The following is a 19,794-nucleotide window of genomic DNA, read 5'->3' on the forward strand; positions in this document are numbered from 1 at the left end:
CAGGGAGTGCCACGGGCCGAACGCGGGCCTAGACTGCGGATGGGGAGCGCGGCATCGGGTACTGGTCATACTCAGGCGGCCGGACCGGCGGAGCTGGGGACCGGACAGGGGCGCGGCCGCAGAAGAGTCTCTTGGTGACGTGCGGCGCTATGAACAACCTTCCTACGATCCGACCGCTAGGGCGGGCCATCTGCCCAGTGGCGGTTCGAGTCTGGACGGATTGGGTGGATCACGACCGCAGCGCGAGGGTGTGGGGAGCGGTCAGAGCCGTTGCGAACGGCGCGACCCCGTCGCTGGCGCACGCCGTGACGGCCTGCGCCCAGGCCCTCTCCGCGACCGGCGCCGGGCTCGCGATGACGCATGACGGCGGGCTGCTCGAGCCGGTGCTGGCCACGGGCCCGGAGATCCGCGAACTGGACGAACTGCAGTTCGAGCTGGGTGAAGGGCCGAGCGGTGAGTCGGCGGCCACCAGTACGCCGGTGCTCGAGCCGGACCTGGCCGCGATCGCGGCCGGCCGGCGGTGGCCGGCCTTCGCCGCGGCTGGTGGCGCACGCGGTATGCGCGGCGTCTTCGCGTTCCCGGTCGCCGCCGGCGCCGCGCGCGTCGGCGTACTGACCGTTTACCGGCGGGAGCCGGGACCGCTGCAGCGTGAGCAACTGGAGGAGGGGTTGGTGTTCGCCGACACCCTCCTCGTCCTCGCCCTGGACAGCCGCGAGGGCGTCAGTGCGGACCTCGACGAGGTGATCGAGGCGGCCTTCACCGCTCGCCGGGCCGAGGTCCACCAGGCCGCGGGCAGACTCGCCTCCCAGCAGAGCATCAGTGTCACCGACGCGCTGGCCAGGCTGCGCGCCTACACCTACAGCAGTGGCCTGTCGTTGTACAAGGTGGCCATCGACGTGATGTCCGATCGCCTGCACCTCGACGGTGACCGGCGCCCCGGCAGCGATCCACCGCCGAAGCCGCAGCCGACAGACCCCGAAACGGCCGAGAAGGAACAGGAGGAGGACCGATGAGTGCATCCGATCGCAGATTGCGCGAGGTGTTCATCGAACTGTCGGACACGCTCGTGGACGACTTCGACGTCATCGAGTTCTTGGACCGGCTCGCCGCTCGTTGCAGCGAACTGCTGGGGGTGTCGGCCTGTGGGATTCTCCTCGCCGACCATCACGGTGCGCTGAACCTGGTCGCGGCCTCTACCGAACAGGCACGGCTGATCGAGCTGATCCAGCTGCAGAACCTCGAGGGCCCGTGCTTCGACGCGTACAGCACCGGCCGCCCGGTGCAGCATCCGGACCTGCGGACCGCTCGCGACCGCTGGCCGCGCTTCACCGCCGCCGCGGTCAGCACCGGCTACCTCTCGGTGCAGGCGTTGCCGATGCGCTTGCGCGACACCGTCCTCGGGGCGGTAGCCCTGTTCAGTCCGGCCACCGGGGAGCTGGATGCCGACACCATCACCCTGGGGCAGGCGCTGGCCGACGCGGCCACGATCGGCATCGTGCACCAACGCGCGATGGCCCGCCAGGAGATCGTCACCGAGCAGCTCCAGACCGCTCTGGACAGCCGGATCGTGATCGAGCAGGCGAAGGGATTCCTCAGCCACAGCCTCGACATCGACGTCGACGAGGCGTTCGCTTTGATGCGTTCGTACGCCCGGGCGAACAACCGCCGCCTGACCGATGTCGCGAAGGACGTCGTACAGGCCAGGCTCACGCTCACCCGGACGCCGGAGTAGTTGCCACGAGCCATGGTGCCCCGACTGCCCTACCGGCTAGGCTGAATGCGCCTGTTCGGGCACGCCCAAGACCCCGGCGCCAAGGTGTGTCGCGCTGCTGGGAGGGGTCGGGTACGACACACGGTGATACTCAGCCCAGGACGTTCGCACCGCCTGGCTGGTGAGCAGGCGCAGGATCCGTCGCAACGGCCACCCGCGTGCGGACCGAGCGACGGTTCCCCTGCGTCTAGACGCCCATCGACCGACCGATGATTTCCTTCATGATCTCGGTGGTGCCGCCGTAGATGGTTTGGATGCGGGTGTCCAGGTAGGCCTTGGCGATCGGGTACTCGGTCATGAAGCCGTAGCCGCCGTGCAGCTGCAGGCACCGGTCGACGACCTTCTTCTGCAGCTCGGTGGTCCACCACTTGGCCATCGCCGCCTCGGCCACGGTCAGGGTGCCTGCGTTCAGCTCCTGGATGCAGCGGTCGACGAACACCCGGGCGATCTGGGTCTCGGTGGCGAGCTCCGCGAGGACGAACCGACTGTTCTGGAACGACCCGATCGGACGGCCGAACGCCTTGCGGTCCTTCACGTAGCGCAGCGTGTCCTCGAGGAGGTTCTCGCAGGCGGCGGCCGCGACCACCGCGATCGTCAACCGCTCCTGGGGCAGCTTCTCCATCAAGTAGATGAAGCCCTTGCCCTCCTCGCCGAGCAGGTTGTCCACAGGGACCCGGACGTTGTCGAAGAACAGCTCCGCGGTGTCCTGCGCCTTCAGCCCGATCTTGTCCAGGTTCCGCCCGCGCTCGAACCCGGGCATCCCCCGCTCGACCACGATCAGCGAGATCCCCTGCGCACCGGCATCCGGATCGGTCTTCGCCACGACGATCACCAGGTCGGCGAGGATCCCGTTGGAAATGAACGTTTTCTGCCCGTTCAGCACGTAGTGGTCGCCGTCGCGCCGCGCGGTGGTCTGAATGCCCTGCAGGTCGCTGCCGGCCCCGGGCTCGGTCATCGCGATCGCGGTGATCGTCTCCCCCGAACAGAACGCCGGCAGCCAGCGCGCCTTCTGCTCGTCGGTCGCGTAGTCCAGCAGGTACGCCGAATTGATGTCGGTGTGGATGGTGAAGCCGACCCCGCTCGCGCGAACCCGGGTCAGCTCCTCGATCAGAACGGTATTGAACCGGAAGTCACGCACGCCGCCACCGCCGTACTGCTCCGGCATCATGAAGCCGAGCAGGCCCGTCTCGCCGGCCGCGGTCCACAGCTCGCGCGGGACGATCCCGGCGTCCTCCCAGCTGTCGTGGTGCGGGACGATCTCCTTGTCGCAGAACGACCGGACGGTCTCCCGGAAGGCGTCGTGATCGGCGTCGAAAAGCTGACGTTCCACGGGCGGTTTCCTCTCACTCCTGTACGGCGGCGCCGACGTCCAGCAAGTGCTCGATGTCGGTGATTCCCCAGTCGGCCAAGGCTTCCCGGGTGTGCTCCCCCGGCCGCGCGGGCGGTCGGTCGAGGCTGGTCGGCGTACGGTCGAAGCGCGGCGCGGGGGCCGCCTGCCGCATGCCGTAGTGGTCCACAAAGGTGCCTCGGGCAACAAGATGCGGATGGTCGCCGGCCAGCGGCAGTACCGGTGCGACACAGGCGTCCGAGCCGTCGAACAGCTCCGTCCACTCCGCCTGCGTCCGCTGCCGGAACGTCTCGGTCAGCACCTTCCGCAACTCCGGCCAGCGCGAAGAATCGTTGCGGTCGGGCGCGTCCAGACCAAGCTTGTCGATCAACTCGGCGTAGAACTGCGGCTCGAGCGCCCCGACCGCGACGTGATTCCCGTCCGCGGTCTCGTACACGTCGTAGAACGGCGCGCCGGTGTCCAGCAGGTTCGTCCCACGCTCCTGCCGCCACGACCCGGCGGCGAGCGCCCCGAGCAGCATCGTGGTCAGGTGCGCCGAGCCGTCGACAATCGCGGCGTCCACGACCTGTCCCTGACCGCTGCGCTGGGCCTCGTTGAGCGCCGCGAGTACGCCGATCACGAGGTACAGCGATCCGCCCGCGAAGTCACCGAGCAGGTTCGCCGGCACCTGCGGCGGTCCACCGGCGCGCCCGATCAGATGCAGCGCGCCGGACAGCGCGAGGTAGTCGATGTCGTGCCCAGCCGCCTGCGCGAGCGGCCCGTCCTGCCCCCACCCGGTCATCCGCCCGTACACCAGCCGCGGGTTGATCGCGTGACAGTCCGCCGGCCCGAGCCCGAGCCGCTCGGCTACCCCGGGCCGGAACCCTTCGACCAGTATGTCGGCCTGCGCGACCAGCCGCCGTACGACGTCGACCGCGGTCGGCTGCTTGAGGTCCAGGGCCGCGCTGCGACGCCCGCGGTTGACCAGATCCAGCTCCGGCGGGCCCATCGACGCCCCGCCGCCGGGGCGATCGATCCGCAGCACCTCGGCGCCGAGCTCGGCCAGCATCATGCAGGCGAACGGCGCCGGACCGAGGCCGGCCAGCTCGACAACCTTCACGCCCTCGAGTGGACCCATGGACGCTATTGTGACAGTCCTACTGTCACAGTCGTCAAGTCAACGTGCGCGTCCCCGGCAAAGCGGTGAGCGGCAGCACCACCATCAGACTCACGAACACGGCCAGCACGATCGACCAGCCGGGCTCGTGACCGTCGAGATGACCGAGGTGGAAGACCGTGTGCGGCACCGAGAACGCGAGATAGGCCAGTAGTGCCAAGGTCACGAGGTAGCGGTCGAGGCGGATCGCGGCGGCGGTCAGGACGATGCCCAGGCCGAGTGACGCCGCACCGAAGTCGCGGAACGCGTGCTCGGCGAACGGCGGATCCCAGTCGACCGTCGGCACGTTGTCGTAGAACGTCTTCGGCGCGAACGTCAGCCAGACGCCGAGCACCAGCTGGAGCGCGGCCAAGACGATCAGCACCGCGCGGACATAGGCCCTCATCCGAGGTAGTCCGCGAACGTGATCCGCCCGTACGCCGGACCGTCGACCGTCGCCGCGCCGGCGGCGAACGCGCGGAATGTCTTGCCACCCAATCGCAACGGCACCACCGGTCGGTGCGACGACCGAGACCGCTTCCACATCTGGGCCAGTTCGACGACAGGCCGGCGCTCCGGGCCGCCGATGTCCGCGGCGCGCCCCTTGAGCGGAGGCGCGTCGACGAGCTCGGCGAGCCGGACCGCGACGTCCTCGACGGCGATCGGCTGCAGCGTGATCGCGGGGGCGAGCACCACCGGCAGGAAGCGTTGGCTGGTGAGAACGCGGTCGACGAGGTTGTGGAACTGGGTCGCCCGCAGGATCGTGTACGGCACGCCCGACTCGGCGACCAGGCGCTCGGCCTCGAGTTTGTGCTTGTAGTACGCCAGCGGGATGCGGTCGATGCCGGCAATCGACATCACGATCAGGTGCTGCACACCCCCGGCGGCTTCGAGCAGGTTCCGGGTCTGCTGGATGTCCCGGCGGCCCTGACTGGTCGCCAGGTGCACGATCACGTCCGCTCCCCCGGTGGCCGCCGCCAGTCCCACGCCGGTCGTCAGGTCTGCGACGACCCGGTCGGGTCCGGGCTTCCGGCTCAGTACGCGGACCTGATGGTCGGCGGCGCGCAGCCGGGCCACGGTCGGCCGGCCAAGCGTGCCGGTTCCGCCGGTGACAAGGATGGAAGTCATGTACTGGATTCCTTTCGGTTACCAGCTAAGACCTCGTGGCCCTCCGATTCGTGACAGCTGCCCGACCGCGTACCTGAGCTTGTCCGGGTTCATCACGAACCGGAGGTCGGTCATGCCGTCCGGTCCGGCCTCGATGAAGCAGACGGCGACCACGCCGTCGGGCATGGCGGCAACCAGTGCGGGACCACCGTTCGCCTCCACCAGGTACGGCTCGATCCCGGCGCCGAAGCGATGGAGGGTGCCGATCACGTAGCGTGCGACCCGCTCGCGGCCGAAGACCTGCTTCCGCGCGGCGGTCACCTCGCCACCGCCGTCGGCCGTGGTCACGACGTCCTCGGCCAGCACCCGCTCGAGCGCCTCGATCTCCCCGGACTGGGCCGCGGCCAGGAACCGCTCGACGAGTTTCTGCCATTCGGCCCGGTCGACCGGTCGCTCCTGGCGCGGCTCGGCGGCGAGCCGCTTGCGAGCACGCGACGCCAATTGCCGCGCGTTCGCCTCCGTCGTGCCGATCAGCTCGGCGACCTCGCGGTACCCGTAGGCGAACGCCTCGTGCAGCACGTACGCCGCTCGCTCGGCCGGCGTCAGCCGTTCGAGCAGGAGCAACAGCGCGAACGACACCGACTCCCGCTCCGCCACAATCTCCAACGGCCCGAGTGCATCGAACTCGGCCCGCCCGGTCAGCACAGGCTCCGGCAGCCACTCCCCGACGTACAACTCCCGCCGTGCCCGCGCCGACGTCAACTGGTTGATGGACAGGTTGGTGACCATCTTCGCCAGGTACGCGTCCGGGTTCTGCACCGAGGAACTGTCGACATCCTGCCAACGCAGCCACGCGTCCTGCAGAATCTCCTCGGCATCGGTCGCCGTACCGGTCATCCGGTACGCGATCCCGAACAACCGCCCCCGCAGCCGCTCGAAATCATCCATCCCGGAACGTCTCCGCGGCTCGCTGGATCTTCGCGTAGTAGTCGGTCCAGGCGGCCTCGTCGAGCAGGTCGGCGTCCTTCCCGCCCTGGCCGTCGATCAGTTCGCGGACGATGTCGGCGTGGCCGGCGTGGTGGGCGGTCTCGTCGACGACGCGGACCAGCAGGGCACCGAACGTCGTACCGCGCTTACCCTCGGCCCAGTGCGGGACCTCCGCCGGATGGTCCAGGTCGAGCTCGGCGATGGAGCGGTCGCTGTGGGCGCAGGCCTCGCGGTAGAGGCCGGTGATGTACTCCGTCGACTCATCCGGCTTCGCCCACATGTCGGCGCCCTCCCACACCGATCCGTCCGCCTCCCACGGCAGTACGTCGGCCGGCGGGCGACCCACGCTCGTCCCGAGGTACACGTACTCGATGCCGACCAGGTGCTTCACGAGCCCGAGCAGATTGGTCCCGGACGGTACGAGCGGACGCCGCCGGTCGTACTCACTGATCCCGTCGAGCTTGGCGAGCAGCAGCGCGCGGGTGTCCTGGAGATACTGCTGGAGGTGGGACTTCACGGCGCTCCCGGTGGGATGAATGGGACGGGTGGCGCGCCGTGCTCGATCAGGTGCAGGAGCGCGGCGGTGTCGGCGTACTCGTCGATCATGTCGGCGAGGCGGTCCAGCCGTTCCTCGCGCAGGCCAGCGAAGGAGACCGAGCCGTCGGGTGCGGGCTTGCCGGTGAGCGCGGCGACCTCGGTGAGGAACGTATGGCGTGCGGCATCGTCGTCCAGCAGACCGTGCCAGATCGTGCCCCACGTGTTCCCCGCCCGGCAGCCGCCCGGGAACTCGTCGGCGTCACCAACTACCTCGACAACGCCGTGGTGGATCTCGTACGCCGTTCGCGCCGGACGGGCCAGCGTCTTCTCGCGGGCAAACGTGGTTGCTACCGGCAATAACCCGAGACCGGCCGACGAGCCACCCGACTCGACCCCGTGCGGGTCGGAGATCGTTGCGCCGAGCATCTGGTAACCACCGCAGATGCCGAGCACCGGACGGCCATCAGCGACCCGTGAGGCCACAGCGTCGGCGAGGCCGAGTGACCGCAACCACTCCAGGTCGGCGCTGGTCGCGCGCGAACCCGGCAACACGACCAGGTCGGCGTCGCGGACCTCGCCCGGGCTCGTGGTGAAGAACACGCTGTTGGTCGGCTCCACCGCCAGCGCGTCGAGGTCGGTGAAGTTGCTGATCCGCGGGAACCGCACCACCGCGATCGTCAACAGATCGCCCGGCGAGGTACGCCGTACCGGGATGTCCAGCGCGTCCTCGGAGTCCAGCCACAGCTCGGGCAGCCACGGCAGTACGCCGTACGTCGGGCGGCCGGTGACCGACGCGAGCATGTCGATCCCCGGCTGCAGGAGCGAGACATCGCCGCGGAACTTGTTCACCAAGAACCCGCTGATCAGCGCCTGATCGGCGGCGTCGAGCAACGCGACAGTCCCGAACATCGACGCGAACACTCCCCCGCGGTCGATGTCGCCGACCACGACGACCGGAGCCCTGGTGTGCTGCGCGAGCCCCAGGTTCACGTAGTCCGACTGCCGCAGGTTGATCTCGGTCGGGCTGCCCGCGCCCTCGCTGATCACCACGTCGTACCTCGACGCGAGATCGTCGTACGCCGCGAACGCCGCCTTCGCCAGCTCCGCGCGCTCGGTCAGGAAACCGCGGGCGGACAGCTCACCCCACGGCTCGCCCATCAGGACGACGTGGCTGCGCCGGTCGCTGCCCGGTTTGAGCAGCACCGGGTTCATCGCAGCCTCGGGCTCGGCGCCGGCGGCAACGGCCTGGATCCACTGCGCGCGGCCGATCTCGGTGCCGTCCGCGCACACCATCGAGTTGTTCGACATGTTCTGCGCCTTGTACGGCGCCACCCGCACACCCTGCCGCGCCAGCCACCGGCACAGCCCGGTGACGACGGTCGTCTTCCCGGCGTCGGACGTCGTACCGGCGATCAGCAGCGAACCCACTCGGTCAGCTCGCGGGTGAGGCTAGTTGCAGTACTTCGGCGGTGGGGAGCTTGGCCAGGTCGGCGCCGTCGATGAGGAGTTTGGAGGCGCGCATTCCGCTGCCGATCACGACCGGGCCGGCGTTCGCGACGGCCTCGTCGACCAGGACGGGCCAGTCCGCGGGCAGCCCGACCGGCGTGATGCCGCCGTACTCCATCCTGGTCGTGCTGACCGCGTCGTCCTGCGCGGCGAACGAGATCTTCCGGACGCCGAGGTGCTTGCGGATCACCCCGTTCACGTCGGCCCGGTGGGTGGCGAGCACCATCACCGCGGCGTACGTCGACTCCCCGGCCCGCTTGCCGTGGACGATCACGCAGTTCGCCGACGCGGCCATCGGTACGTCGTACTCGGCGCAGAACGCGGCCGTGTCGGCCAGGCCGGGATCGATCGCGGCTGCGTACGCCGGGATCGACCCGAGAGCGTCGCGAACCGGCTCGGCCAGCAGCTCCGGGACCTCGGCGGCTGCCTTCCACTCGAGCTTGCCCAGCACTGGCGCCGTCACTCGGCCGCACCCTTCACGAGGTCGGCGTACTCGGTGTGCTCGGCGAGGAAGTCGATGTAGAACGGGCAGAGCGGCTTGACCTGGAGCCCGAGGGCCCGTGCGTCGTCGAGCGACTCGGTCGCGATCCGGCCGGCCACACCGCGGCCGCGGAACTCCGGCAGCGTCTCGGCATGGATGAAGCTGATCACTCCGGGGTGCAACCGGTAGTCGACGAAGCCCATCAGGTTGCCGTCGGAGTCGACCGCCTCGTACCGGCTCCGGTCCTTCGCGTCCACCACGCTGATCTCGTTCTCCATGCCCGCCACTCTAGCCAGCCGCATTGGACCGACCGTGTCCTAGTGTGCCGCGGTGCCCTTCACCGAGCTCCCGACCCCTGCGAGCGGTCCTGACCACGTCCTGACGGCATTGCAGAACGCCGACTGGACGGCGTTCGAGCCCTCGCGTGACCTCCCTCCACTGCGCACCGCTCTCGCTGAGCTGCAGCAGGAGTACGGCGTGACGGACGCGCACCGGTTCGCGACCGAACAGATCCGGTCGGCCGGTGCGGTGCTCCGCCACCCCGACGGGCATCTGGTCGAGATCGACGCCTTGGCGCTCAGTCCCTGCGGGCGTTACCTCGCGGTCGGCTCGTGGTGCGGCGACGACTACGAGCGCGGAGGAGTGCTGCAGGTCTGGGAGCTCGACACCGGGCGCTGCGTCAACAAGCTGGACGGAGTCCCCGGTGGCGTGGGCTGGCCAGGGTACGCACGCAGCATCCAGTGGTCGCCCGACGGGCAACGGGTCGCGTTGGCGTTCAACACCAACATGGTGGGGTTGTGGGACCCGTTCGGTACGGACGGCGAGGAGCCGATCGGCGATGCCTCGGTGACCGACGGCGGTTCGCGCCCGCCGGACTTCGCGTTCGCGCCCGACGGAACGCACGCCTACATCGGGATGCGGGCCCCGCGCGAGGTGCACGGCTGCATCGCGCGGCTCGACGCGAAACACTTCTTCTACAACGCGTACGACGAGAACGGTCCGCAGCCCACGTGGCTGGCCGAGACCCTGCCGGCACCGATCAAGGCACGGCTCGGCGACGACGAACTCTTCTTCGAGCAGGTCTTCTGGTCGCGGGACGGCTCGCGGATCTACGGCTACAGCCGGCGCAGCTGGGCGGCGTCGATCGACGTACGCAGCGGCCAGGTGGTGTGGCTCGACGGTGCCGACACGCACGGTCAGTCTCCGGCTTGGAGCCTCGACGAGCGCCTGGTGGCGGTTCAGCTGAACGGGCGCCTGCTGATCGCCGACGCCCAGACGGGCGCGCTGGTCGGCGAGCTCCCCGGACTGCCGGGGGCCCACCTGTCGTGGGGACCCGGTGGCCGGTTGGCCGTGGTCCTGAACGACCACCACTTCCCTCGCGTGGTCGTGCACGACCCTGACGGACGCAGCCACCACCTCCACGTGGCGCCCAAGGAAGCGGACTGGGAGCTTCCCGACGCAGGAGTCTGGGCATGGTCGCCGGACGGCGAGTTCGCTGCCTGCCTCACCTCGGCCGATCAGATCGAGATCTGGTCGCCTGGGGCGTACCCCGAGGCCGTGGACATCTTCGACGTACCCGAGGACATCGCCGGTGTGCTCTGGGGCGCGGAAGGCGTGCTCGTCGCGGTCGGCCGGACCAGGCTGCGATTCATCGAGGCCAGTACGGGTGACGTGCTCGGCGAGTACCGCTTCCTACGCGAGCCGTACGCCTCGCGTCCGCTCGAGCTCGACGGTGACGACATCGGCGCCGACCTCCAGTACGAGGAGCATGGAGACCCCTCGTTCGTCCTCGACGACGACACCTGGGCGGCGGCGTTCGCGCCGGGACTGGTGATCGCCCCCGACGACCGGCGCGACGACCTGGACGAGCTGCTCGCCTGGGTGGTCGACCGGCGGTACGCCTGGCCCACCTGGTGGGGCGAGCTCGACATCGTTCCGGACGCGGCGACCGCGGCCGGACGCCTCGGAGCGCCGTACGACGAGTACCTCGAGCCGTTCGTCGACGCACCCGAACCCGCGCCCGCCGAAACCTGGCCGCCGCCGAACACGGCGACCGTGGAGGACCTGTTCCAGCTAGCGCTGGAGTCGGTCCGGCCGTTGTACACGGGCTGGGATCACCATGTCAGCGAGAGCCTCCGGCACGCGGCCCGGCTGCGCGCGCGGCGCGGTGAAGCGCGCGGCGCGATGGAACTGCTGGCGGCTGTTCCCACTCCGAGCCAGCGGCTCCGCGGCACGGCCGATGTCGCGCTGATCCTGGCCGCTGCCGGCCGGCTCGACGATGCCCGGGCCGTCTTCACCGTGACCGACGCCGACATCGACGCCGTACTCGACGAGTACAACGTGCCGTTCATCGCGTCGTCGATCGGCGGCGCGTACACCGCACTCGGCGACGCCGCCCGGGGCGATGCCTGGTTCGCCCGCGCCCGGGCCGCGATCGAGCCCGAGACCAATCCGGGCGAGCACCGCCTGGCCGTAGCGTGGGCGCTGATCGAATGCGGCCGCGTCGACGAGGCCCGCACCGTCTGGCAGGGCGCAACCACCACGCCGTCGACGTTCTACACCACGCCCTTCCTGGCGTACCTGGTGCGAACGGGACGAGACGACCTCGCCCGGGAGCTGTTCACGCTCAAGAGCACGTCGGGGACGGACTACGTCTCCTATTCGGAGGACGGTACGCAGGAATACCTTGGACACCTCGACGAGGGCTGGTTCGACGGCTGGGAAGGCGTGGAGGTGCTCGCGGCTCTGGGGCGTCCGGACCTTGTTCGTGACTGGGCGCAGGTCTTCGGCGATGGCTACGCGTGGGAAGACTTACTCGCCAAAGCCGAAGCCGCCGCGCGCGACCGAGGTCCCCGGCCGACACCGGCTGAGATCTCCGGGCTGGTGGACGAGTACGGCACGCTGCTGAAGACTCCGCGCGCCCGGCGTGAGCACCCGACCCAGCTGCTCGTCCGGCAAGCTGCCGAATGCGGTCACCTCGGCGCGGTTCTGAACCTGATCCCGGCGCTGCCGGACGACGACTTCAACGGTCAGCCCGGATCCGCCTTCCGCGCCCTCTGGATCGCGGCGACAGGCGTCGACGTCGAACCCTGGTGACCTCCGCGGGTAACTTGTGATGAATGGAGCAGCACGACTGGCCCGCTGAGTACGCCGAGCTGACGGCGGCCGATCGGCGCGCTCCGCTGCCGCCCGCGGATCTCGACCGGCTCGCGGTCGCCGCGTTCGTCCTCGGTCACGACGACGAGGTCGCGACGTACCGCGAGCGGGCGTACGAGGAGCATCTCGCGCGCGGTGATGTGGTGGCCGCGATCCAGAGCGGCTTCTGGCTAGGGTTCCAGCTACAGCAGCACGGCGAACTCGCCCGGGCCGCGGGATGGCAGGCGCGGATCGAGCGACTGGTGCCGGAGGACCTGCCGCAGCTCGGCGGGCTGGTGGCCATGGCCAACGCGGCGTTGCTGATGAACTCCGGCGACGCCGCCGCCGCACTGCCCTTGTTCGAACAGAACATGGGGTGGGCCACCGAGCCCGACGCGATCGCGCTGGCCGCCCTCGGCCGCGGCAACTGCCTGAACATGCTCGGCCGCGGCGCCGAGGCACTCAAGGCACTGGACGAGGCGATGGTGCACGTGACCGCCGGCCAGGTCCGCCCGGAGGTCACCGGGATGGCGTACTGCTCGGTGATCGCGCTGTGCATGGATCTCTACGACATCCGCCGCGCCCAGGAGTGGACCCAGGCGTTGACCGGTTGGTGCGACCAGCAGTCCGGCCTCGTCCCGTACCGCGGCGCGTGCCTGGTGCACCGCGCCCACATCCTGCAGCTGCGCGGCGCCTGGACCGACGCCGCCGGCGCCGCCGAAGATGCGTGCCAACGGTTGCCGGCCGGCACGGTCGGGCCGGCGTGGTACCGGCTCGCGGAGGTCGAACGGCAACGCGGGCATCACCAGGCCGCGGAACGCGCGTACCTCGCGGCGGCCGCCGACGGGATGGACGTCCAGCCCGGTCTCGCTCTCCTCCGCGCCCTGCAGGGCCGTGGCGATCTGGCGATCGCAGGGCTCGAACGAGCGCTCGCCGAGGACGCGCTCTCCCCGAACCGGCCGATGCTGCTGGCCGCGCGGGTCGAGGTCGCAGTGCAGTTGGGCGACCGCGAGACCGCACGCAAAGCGGCCGCCGAGCTGAACCAGTTGGCGCGCGCGGACGCGCCGTACCTGCAGGCGCTCGCGGCGTACTGCGAGGGCGCGGTGCGGATCGCGTGCGGCGATCCACAGGGCGCGATCCCGTTACTGCGGCGGGCCTGGACGCTGTGGCAGCGGCTCGACATGCCGTACGAAGGCGCGCACACCCGGTTGCTGGTCGCGCAAGCCTGCCGCGCACTCGGTGACCTCGACGCGGAGCAGATGGAGCTCGACGGCGCGCGAACCGTCTTCGAGCGGCTGGGGGCGGTGGTCGACCTCGCCGCGTTGGAGACCGGCCGCAGCGGCGGGCTGAGCCAGCGGGAGCTGGAGGTACTGCGGTTGCTCGCAACGGGAGCCACCAACCGGGCAGTGGCCGAGCAGCTGTTCCTCAGCGAGCGAACGGTCGCTCGGCACGTCAGCAACATCTTCGCGAAGCTCGGCGTGAACAGCCGGGCGGCCGCGACGGCGTACGCCTATGAGAACGGGCTCGCTGGGTAGAAATGACCAATCGCGGGCGCGGGGTTGGCGTGGTCGGTTGATGTGCCGGGGTGCCCGGTCGACCTAACTTGAGGGTTATGGAACGGATTGGGACTGTGGTGATCGGCGCGGGGCAGGCCGGTCTGGCGATCGGGTACTACCTGCGCGAGGACTTCGTCATCCTCGACGGGCACGAGCGCGTCGGCGACTGCTGGCGGGAGCGGTACGACTCACTGCGGCTGTTCAGCCGGCCGCGGTACGCGAGTCTCCCGGGGTTGCGGATCGGCACGCGGGACTGCCCGAGCCGCGACGAGATGGCCGACTACCTCGAGCAGTACGCCGTACATCACGAGCTGCCGGTGCGGACCGGCGTACGGGTGACTCGGGTGTCGCGGGGCGACGACGGGTTCCTGGTGGAGACGACCGGAGGTGATTGGCGGGCGGACCAGGTCGTGGTAGCGGCCGGGATGCACAGTGTGCCGCGGTGGCCGGCGTTCGCGGGCGAGCTCGACCCGTCGATCCGGCAGGTGCACTCGCTGGAGTACCGGAATCCGGAGCAGTTCGCGGACGGGACTGTGCTGGTCGTTGGTGCGGCCAACTCTGGCACCGACATCGCGCTGGAAGCCGTGAAAACGCATCGCACGCTGCTCGCCGGACGGCACCCGGGACAGGTACCGGTCGACATCGACTCGCCTGCCGGGCATCTGTTCACACCAGTCGTGATGTTCCTGTTCAAGTACGTGCTCACCCGCCGTACGCCGATGGGCCGCAAGGCGATCGCGAACGCTGTGGACAACGGCCTGCCGCTGACCCGCAACAAGCTCGAGCATCTCGACGCGGCCGGGATCGAACGGATCGCGCGCATCGAAGGGGTCCGCGACGGCAAGCCGGTGACCGCGGACGGCGACGTACTCGACGACGTCCGGACGGTGGTGTGGTCGACCGGGTCGGATCCCGACCATGGATGGATCGACCTGCCGGTGTTCGACGACGCCGGGCGACCGCGGCACGAGCGGGGCGTGTCGGCCGACGTACCGGGTCTGTACTTCCTCGGACTCGACTTCCAGTACGCGATCGCGTCGGCGAGCATCCAAGGCGTGGACCGCGATGCTCGCTTCCTCGTCAAACATCTCGCTCGGCGGCGTACTCACCGGGCCATACCTGTGGACAGGCGGTAGCATCACCCGCTGGAATGGGTGGGTGGCTGGGCGTGGGTCAGGTTGAGTGAGCAGACGGTGAGCGGTGGCGAAGGCGGTCCTACCGCTCTTCGGATCATGCTCGGTGGGCAGTTGCGGCGGATGCGTGAATCCGCCGGGATCAGTCGCGCCGACGCGGGCTGGCAGATCCGGGCGTCCGAGTCGAAGGTCAGCCGGATGGAGCTCGGCCGGGTCGGGTTCAAGGAACGCGACGTCAGCGACCTGCTCGAGCTCTACGGGATGGCCGACGAGGACGAGCGCTTCCGGTTGATGGAGCTGTCCCGGGCCGCGAACAACCCCGGCTGGTGGTCCCGGTACGGCGACGTGATGCCGAGCTGGTTCGCGAACTACGTCGGGCTCGAGGTCGCCGCGACGCTGATCCGGACGTACGAGGTGATGTTCGTCCCGGGCCTGCTGCAGACCGAGGAGTACGCACGGTCCGTCGTACAGATGGGCAAATCGTTCCTGCCGCATCAGGAGGTCGACCAGCGGGTGGAGCTGCGGGTGACCCGGCAGCAGATCCTCACCCGGCCGAACCCGGCCCGGCTGTGGGTCGTCATCGACGAGTCCGTGCTGCGCCGGCCGGTCGGCGGCGAGGACGTGATGCGGGCGCAGATCGAGCACCTGCTCAAGTGGTCGCAGCAGCCGAACATCACCCTGCAGGTGATGCCGTTCAGCAGCGTCGGGTACCCCGGCGCCGGCGGCGCGTTCAGCTTGCTGCGGTTCGCGGACGGCGACCTGCCGGACATCGTCTACATCGAGCACGCGGCGAGCGCGGTCTACCTGGACAAGCTCGAAGAGGTCGACGAGTACGTCGCGATCATGGAAGGACTGACGATCTCCGCAGCCCCGGTCTCCGCCACCGAGGGCCTCCTGGAAGAGGCCCTCGCGCGGATGCGAGTCAGGCGACCTTGAGGTCGACCTTGATGTTGCCGCGGGTGGCGTTGGAGTACGGGCAGACCTGGTGCGCCTTGGCGACGAGGTCCTCGGCGACCGCGTTGTCCAGGCCGGGCAGGCTGACGACCAGCGCGACCTCGAGGCCGTAGCCGGCGCCGCCGTTGATCGGGCCGATGCCGACCTCGGCGGTGACGGTCGAACCGTCGACGTCCAGACGGGCCTTGCGGGCGACGACCTTCAGCGCACTGTGGAAGCAGGCCGCGTAGCCGGCCGCGAACAGCTGCTCCGGGTTGGTTCCGTTGCCGGAGCCACCCATCTCGGCCGGCGGCACGACCAGGACGTCGAGCTTGCCGTCGTTCGTCGCGACCTTGCCGTCGCGGCCGCCGTGGGCGGTGGCGTGGGCGGTGTACAGAACCTTCTCAACAGCGATGGTCATAACTGGTGTCTTCCTATCCGATTCAGTGAGTGGGGTTGAGTAGGAGCTTGCCGACGGTCCGGCGAGCTCGCATGTCTTCGTGGGCGGTGGCGACGTCGGACAGCGCATACTCGCCGCCGACGATCGGGCGGAGCTTGCCGCCCGCGGTCAGGTCGAACAGCTCGGCCAGCGGGCCGCCGAGCAGCTGCGGGTTCGCGAAGCAGTCGGCCAGCCAGAAGCCGGCGATGGTCTTCGAGCCCTTCATCAGCCGGCTCGAGTCGATCGGCGCGGCGGACTGCCGGGACGCGGCACCGAAGGTGACCAGGCGACCGAAGCGGCCGAGTGCGGCGAAGGACTCGTCGAAGGTCTGACCGCCGACCATCTCGAGCACGATGTCGACGGGCTTGCCGCCGTTCGCCTCGAGGATGCGGTCCTTCAGGCCTTCCGGCGTACCGTCGATCGCGGCGTCGGCGCCCAGTTCGAGGACCTGCTTGCGCTTCTCCTCGCTGGAGGCGGTCGCGATCACGCGGCCGGCGCCCCAGAGCTTGGCGAGCTGAACGGCGAGCGAACCGACACCGCCTGCACCGGCGTGCACCAGGACGGACTCGCCCGGCTGCAGGTGCGTCGACGTCTTGAGCAGGTGCCACGCCGTGGTGCCCTGCAGCACGAGCGCCAGCGCGTCCCCGTCACTGACAACTTCCGGGACATCCCAGGCGTACGGCGCGTGCGCCACGGCCTGCTCGGCGTACCCACCGGAACCGATCAGGGCGACCACGCGACGACCGTCTGCGGTGTGCCCGACGACCTCACCGCCCGGGATCAGCGGGAGCTCGGTCTTGGAGAGGTAGCTGTTCTCGACCTGGTGCGTGTCCGCGTAGTTGATGCCCGCGCGGTCGACCGTGATCAGGACCTGCCCGTCGCCGGCGACCGGCGCCGGGACATCGCTGACCTTGAGGACCTCGGGTCCGCCGAACTCGGTGATCTGAATGGCTCGCATACACCGTACTATACACTGTACGTTAGGAGCAGCTGTAGTAGTTGAGGAGGGAGATGGGTCACATGGCGCGGACACCGCGGAACACCCTGAGCGCCGACCTGATCGTGCGGACCGCGCTCGAGCTGATGGAGGCGAAGGGCACCGACGCGTTCAGCCTGCGCGGGGTCGCCGGCGAGCTCAACGTCGGCCCGATGGCGCTCTACACGTACTTCCGGAACAAGGACGATCTGTACGACGCGGTTCGCGATCACCTGATGGGGCTGCTGCCCGCCGTACCGTCGGACGAGCCGTGGCCGGACCAGGTACGGGCGGTGTGCCGGTCGCTGCGGCTGCTGATGCTGCAGCACCCTTGCCTCGCGCAACTACTCGCGAGCCGGCCGCTGGCCGGGGACGAGACCGCGCGGGTGGCCGAAGGCCTGCTCGGCGTACTGCGGTCTGCCGGGTTCGACCCGGAGACGGCCGCGCGGACGCACACGACCCTGTTCACCTACGTGCTCGGAGCCGCGTCCTGGGAGATCCAGATGGCGGCCGAGCGGCGCGACCCGGAGGCCTGGCGACGGCTGCGGACCACGATGGAGTCGTTGTCGGCGCGAGACTTCCCGACCGTCGTCGAGCTGGCATCGGAACTGGCCCGCACCACCGGCGGCGACGAGCAGTTCGACTACGGCCTGGATCTCTTGCTGGCGGGGCTACAGGTACAGGTCAGAACACCATCGTGACGATGGCGAGAACGCCGATGCAGACGATCAGCGCGCGGAGTGCGATCGGCGGGAGCTTCCGGCCGTAGCGGGCGCCGATGAAACCGCCGATCGTCGACCCGACCGCGATCAGACCGGCCGCGAGCCAGTCGATGTCGTGCACGATGATGAACAGAATCGCGGACGCCGTGTTCACGACCGTGGCGAGGACGTTCTTCAGGCCGTTCATCCGCTGCAGGTTCGAGTCCAGGCCGAGGCCGAGGATCGCCATCAGCAGCACGCCTTGCGCTGCTCCGAAGTACCCGCCGTACACACCGGTTGCGAAGACGGCCGGGATCACCCACCACGCGCCGCGGTGCTGATGCGACGGCACGCTGATCCACTTCGAGAGCCACGGCTGGAAGGCAACCAACAAACAGCCGAGCAGGATCAGGACCGGTACGACGGCGTGGAACGCGGAGTCGGGCAGCGTGAGCAGCAGCACTCCCCCGACGATGCCGCCGGCCAGCGACGCCGGCACCAGACGGAGCAACCGGCCGCGCTGCCCTTCGAGCTCGCGACGGTAGCCGATCGCGCCGGCCGCCGTACCGGGGGCCAGACCGACCGTATTACTGACGTTCGCCAGCACCGGAGGGATGCCGACGGCAAGCAACGCGGGGAAGGTGAGCAGCGTGCCCGACCCCACCACGGCGTTGATCGTTCCCGCGCCCATCCCCGCCAGCAGGACGAACACCGCCTCGAACCATGTCATCGCTGCAGAACTCTACGCACCTGACCAGGCCCTCGCAGATCTGTCCGACGATTGAACACGCAAGAGCCCTCCCGGAAACGCTCCGGGAGGGCTCTGGTGTTCTCAGCGTTGCGGCGGTTCCTGCGCCGGCGGCTCCTGGGACGGGGCCGGAGGCGGAATCGCCGGTGAGCTCGGCGCAGCCTGGCTGCGGCTGCTCACGGCCGCGGACTCGGCCGCGGCGATCGCTTCGCGGACCGCGTTGTCGGCCTCGGCCACCGCTGCCGGTGCGGCGCTGTCGATCTCCGGCACCTGGCCGTTGTCGAGCTGCGGCGCCTCCCAGTTGCCCTCGGCCTGCTGCGCGATACCGGCCACCTGGCCGACCGCGCTGCCGAGACCCTTGAGCGCGTCGCCGATCTCGCTCGGCACGATCCACAGCTTGTTCGCGTCGCCCTGGGCGATCGACGGCAGCATCTGCAGGTACTGGTACGCGAGCAGGCCCTGGTCCGGCTTGCCGGCGTGGATCGCGTTGAAGACCGTGGTGATGGCCTGCGCCTCACCCTGCGCCTTCAGGATCCGGGCCTGCCGCTCGGCCTCGGCGCGGAGGATGCGGGACTGCTTGTCACCTTCGGCGGTGAGGATCGCGGACTGCTTCTGGCCCTCGGCGGACAGGACGGCCGACTGCCGCATACCTTCCGCGGTGAGGATCGCGGCGCGCTTGTCACGGTCGGCGCGCATCTGCTTCTCCATCGAGTCCTGGATCGACGGCGGCGGGTCGATCGAGCGCAGCTCGACCCGGTTGACCCGGATGCCCCACTTGCCGGTCGCCTCGTCCAGCACGTACCGGAGCTTCTCGTTGATCTCCTCACGCGAGGTCAGCGTCTGCTCCAGGTCCATGCCGCCGATGATGTTCCGCAGCGTGGTCATCGTGAGCTGCTCGATGGCCTGGATGTAGTTGGAGATCTCGTACGTCGCGCGCACCGGGTCGTTCACCTGGAAGTAGATGACGGAGTCGATCGACACCATCAGGTTGTCCTCGGTGATGACGCCCTGCGGCGGGAACGCGACCACCTGCTCGCGCATGTCGATGGTGTAGCGGACCTTGTCGACGAACGGGGTCAGCAGGTTCAGGCCCGGCTGCAGGCCGGTCTTGAACTTACCGAACCGTTCGACGATGCCGACGGTCTGCTGCTGCACCACCCGGACGGACTTGACCAAGGTCACGATCACCACCAGGGCGACCAGTGCCAGGACTATGAGGAACGCGGTCACTCGACCCTCCACTCGAACGCTCAGACGGGCAGTCTGCCGCCTACCTCCGACACTACTGCGAGTAGGGGACC

20 protein-coding genes are annotated in these 19,794 nt (G+C 69.4%); 7 read left to right on the forward strand and 13 right to left on the reverse strand.

Translation table 11 applies throughout. The annotated features are described in order from the left end of the window. The first annotated feature begins 224 nt into the window (after window positions 1-224). Complete coding sequence (locus tag ACLJOO_RS12930; RefSeq protein WP_410787205.1) at window positions 225-1,013, forward strand: GAF and ANTAR domain-containing protein; 789 nt, start codon at window positions 225-227, stop codon at window positions 1,011-1,013. Continuing rightward, window positions 1,010-1,732, forward strand: a complete 723-nt coding sequence (locus ACLJOO_RS12935) for an ANTAR domain-containing protein (RefSeq protein WP_410787206.1) — start codon at window positions 1,010-1,012, stop codon at window positions 1,730-1,732. Before ACLJOO_RS12930 ends, ACLJOO_RS12935 begins: the two co-directional genes overlap by 4 nt. 226 nt (window positions 1,733-1,958) lie before the next feature. Here ACLJOO_RS12935 and ACLJOO_RS12940 read toward each other — a convergent pair whose 3' ends face one another. The 9 genes from ACLJOO_RS12940 to ACLJOO_RS12980 are packed head-to-tail and all read right to left on the reverse strand — an operon-like array spanning window position 1,959 to window position 9,150. After that, entirely contained in the window at window positions 1,959-3,101 is a 1,143-nt protein-coding gene (locus tag ACLJOO_RS12940) for an acyl-CoA dehydrogenase family protein (RefSeq protein ID WP_410787207.1), read from the reverse strand. 13 nt (window positions 3,102-3,114) lie between these two features. Continuing rightward, window positions 3,115-4,236 carry a CaiB/BaiF CoA transferase family protein gene (locus tag ACLJOO_RS12945; RefSeq protein WP_410787208.1) on the reverse strand — a complete coding sequence of 374 codons (1,122 nt, stop codon included), beginning with the start codon at window positions 4,234-4,236 and terminating at the stop codon, window positions 3,115-3,117. A 34-nt stretch (window positions 4,237-4,270) separates the two neighbouring features. Beyond that, on the reverse strand, window positions 4,271-4,660 hold the full coding sequence (locus ACLJOO_RS12950) for a DUF4345 family protein (protein ID WP_410787209.1): 390 nt from the start codon (window positions 4,658-4,660) through the stop codon (window positions 4,271-4,273). Continuing rightward, window positions 4,657-5,382, reverse strand: a complete 726-nt coding sequence (locus tag ACLJOO_RS12955) for an SDR family oxidoreductase (protein WP_410787210.1) — start codon at window positions 5,380-5,382, stop codon at window positions 4,657-4,659. The genes ACLJOO_RS12950 and ACLJOO_RS12955 overlap by 4 nt, the downstream gene beginning before the upstream one ends. Before the next feature lie 18 nt (window positions 5,383-5,400). Beyond that, window positions 5,401-6,309: an RNA polymerase sigma-70 factor gene (locus ACLJOO_RS12960; protein ID WP_410787211.1), complete on the reverse strand. Its 909-nt coding sequence runs from the start codon at window positions 6,307-6,309 to the stop codon at window positions 5,401-5,403. Beyond that, entirely contained in the window at window positions 6,302-6,865 is a 564-nt protein-coding gene (locus tag ACLJOO_RS12965; RefSeq protein WP_410787212.1) for a DinB family protein, read from the reverse strand. Before ACLJOO_RS12965 ends, ACLJOO_RS12960 begins: the two co-directional genes overlap by 8 nt. Then, window positions 6,862-8,313, reverse strand: coding sequence for a cobyric acid synthase (locus tag ACLJOO_RS12970; RefSeq protein ID WP_410787213.1), 1,452 nt, complete (start codon window positions 8,311-8,313; stop codon window positions 6,862-6,864). Before ACLJOO_RS12970 ends, ACLJOO_RS12965 begins: the two co-directional genes overlap by 4 nt. 4 nt (window positions 8,314-8,317) lie before the next feature. Then, window positions 8,318-8,854 carry a YbaK/EbsC family protein gene (locus ACLJOO_RS12975; protein ID WP_410787214.1) on the reverse strand — a complete coding sequence of 179 codons (537 nt, stop codon included), beginning with the start codon at window positions 8,852-8,854 and terminating at the stop codon, window positions 8,318-8,320. Continuing rightward, window positions 8,851-9,150, reverse strand: coding sequence for a GNAT family N-acetyltransferase (locus tag ACLJOO_RS12980; protein WP_410787216.1), 300 nt, complete (start codon window positions 9,148-9,150; stop codon window positions 8,851-8,853). The genes ACLJOO_RS12975 and ACLJOO_RS12980 overlap by 4 nt, the downstream gene beginning before the upstream one ends. A 52-nt stretch (window positions 9,151-9,202) precedes the next feature. Here ACLJOO_RS12980 and ACLJOO_RS12985 point away from each other — a divergent pair, with 52 nt between their 5' ends. The 4 genes from ACLJOO_RS12985 to ACLJOO_RS13000 all read left to right on the forward strand — a co-directional run bounded on the left by ACLJOO_RS12985 (window position 9,203) and on the right by ACLJOO_RS13000 (window position 15,632). Next, window positions 9,203-11,968, forward strand: a complete 2,766-nt coding sequence (locus ACLJOO_RS12985) for a hypothetical protein (RefSeq protein WP_410787217.1) — start codon at window positions 9,203-9,205, stop codon at window positions 11,966-11,968. Between the two features lie 23 nt (window positions 11,969-11,991). Then, window positions 11,992-13,542 carry a LuxR C-terminal-related transcriptional regulator gene (locus ACLJOO_RS12990; RefSeq protein WP_410787218.1) on the forward strand — a complete coding sequence of 517 codons (1,551 nt, stop codon included), beginning with the start codon at window positions 11,992-11,994 and terminating at the stop codon, window positions 13,540-13,542. A gap of 77 nt (window positions 13,543-13,619) precedes the next feature. Beyond that, on the forward strand, window positions 13,620-14,699 hold the full coding sequence (locus ACLJOO_RS12995) for a flavin-containing monooxygenase (protein ID WP_410787219.1): 1,080 nt from the start codon (window positions 13,620-13,622) through the stop codon (window positions 14,697-14,699). A 96-nt stretch (window positions 14,700-14,795) separates the two neighbouring features. After that, window positions 14,796-15,632, forward strand: a complete 837-nt coding sequence (locus tag ACLJOO_RS13000) for a helix-turn-helix domain-containing protein (protein ID WP_410788664.1) — start codon at window positions 14,796-14,798, stop codon at window positions 15,630-15,632. On the opposite strand, the gene ACLJOO_RS13005 is transcribed toward ACLJOO_RS13000, so the two are convergent. Together ACLJOO_RS13005 and ACLJOO_RS13010 are read right to left on the reverse strand one after the other, a co-directional pair. Beyond that, a complete protein-coding gene (locus ACLJOO_RS13005; protein WP_410787220.1) occupies window positions 15,619-16,050 on the reverse strand; it encodes an organic hydroperoxide resistance protein in 432 nt (143 codons plus the stop codon). The two genes, ACLJOO_RS13000 and ACLJOO_RS13005, sit on opposite strands and share 14 nt — an antisense overlap. A gap of 22 nt (window positions 16,051-16,072) precedes the next feature. Next, window positions 16,073-17,026, reverse strand: coding sequence for a quinone oxidoreductase family protein (locus ACLJOO_RS13010; protein ID WP_410787221.1), 954 nt, complete (start codon window positions 17,024-17,026; stop codon window positions 16,073-16,075). A gap of 62 nt (window positions 17,027-17,088) precedes the next feature. On the opposite strand from ACLJOO_RS13010, the gene ACLJOO_RS13015 reads away from it, so the two are divergent. After that, on the forward strand, window positions 17,089-17,745 hold the full coding sequence (locus ACLJOO_RS13015; RefSeq protein ID WP_410787222.1) for a TetR/AcrR family transcriptional regulator: 657 nt from the start codon (window positions 17,089-17,091) through the stop codon (window positions 17,743-17,745). Here ACLJOO_RS13015 and ACLJOO_RS13020 read toward each other — a convergent pair. After that, a complete protein-coding gene (locus ACLJOO_RS13020) occupies window positions 17,729-18,475 on the reverse strand; it encodes a sulfite exporter TauE/SafE family protein (protein WP_410787223.1) in 747 nt (248 codons plus the stop codon). The two genes, ACLJOO_RS13015 and ACLJOO_RS13020, sit on opposite strands and share 17 nt — an antisense overlap. Window positions 18,476-18,577: 102 nt before the next feature. Next, entirely contained in the window at window positions 18,578-19,723 is a 1,146-nt protein-coding gene (locus tag ACLJOO_RS13025; protein ID WP_410787225.1) for an SPFH domain-containing protein, read from the reverse strand. Between the last annotated feature and the right edge of the window lie 71 nt (window positions 19,724-19,794).

The sequence above is a fragment of the Kribbella sp. C-35 genome (assembly GCF_046549195.1).
Lineage (GTDB): Bacteria > Actinomycetota > Actinomycetes > Propionibacteriales > Kribbellaceae > Kribbella.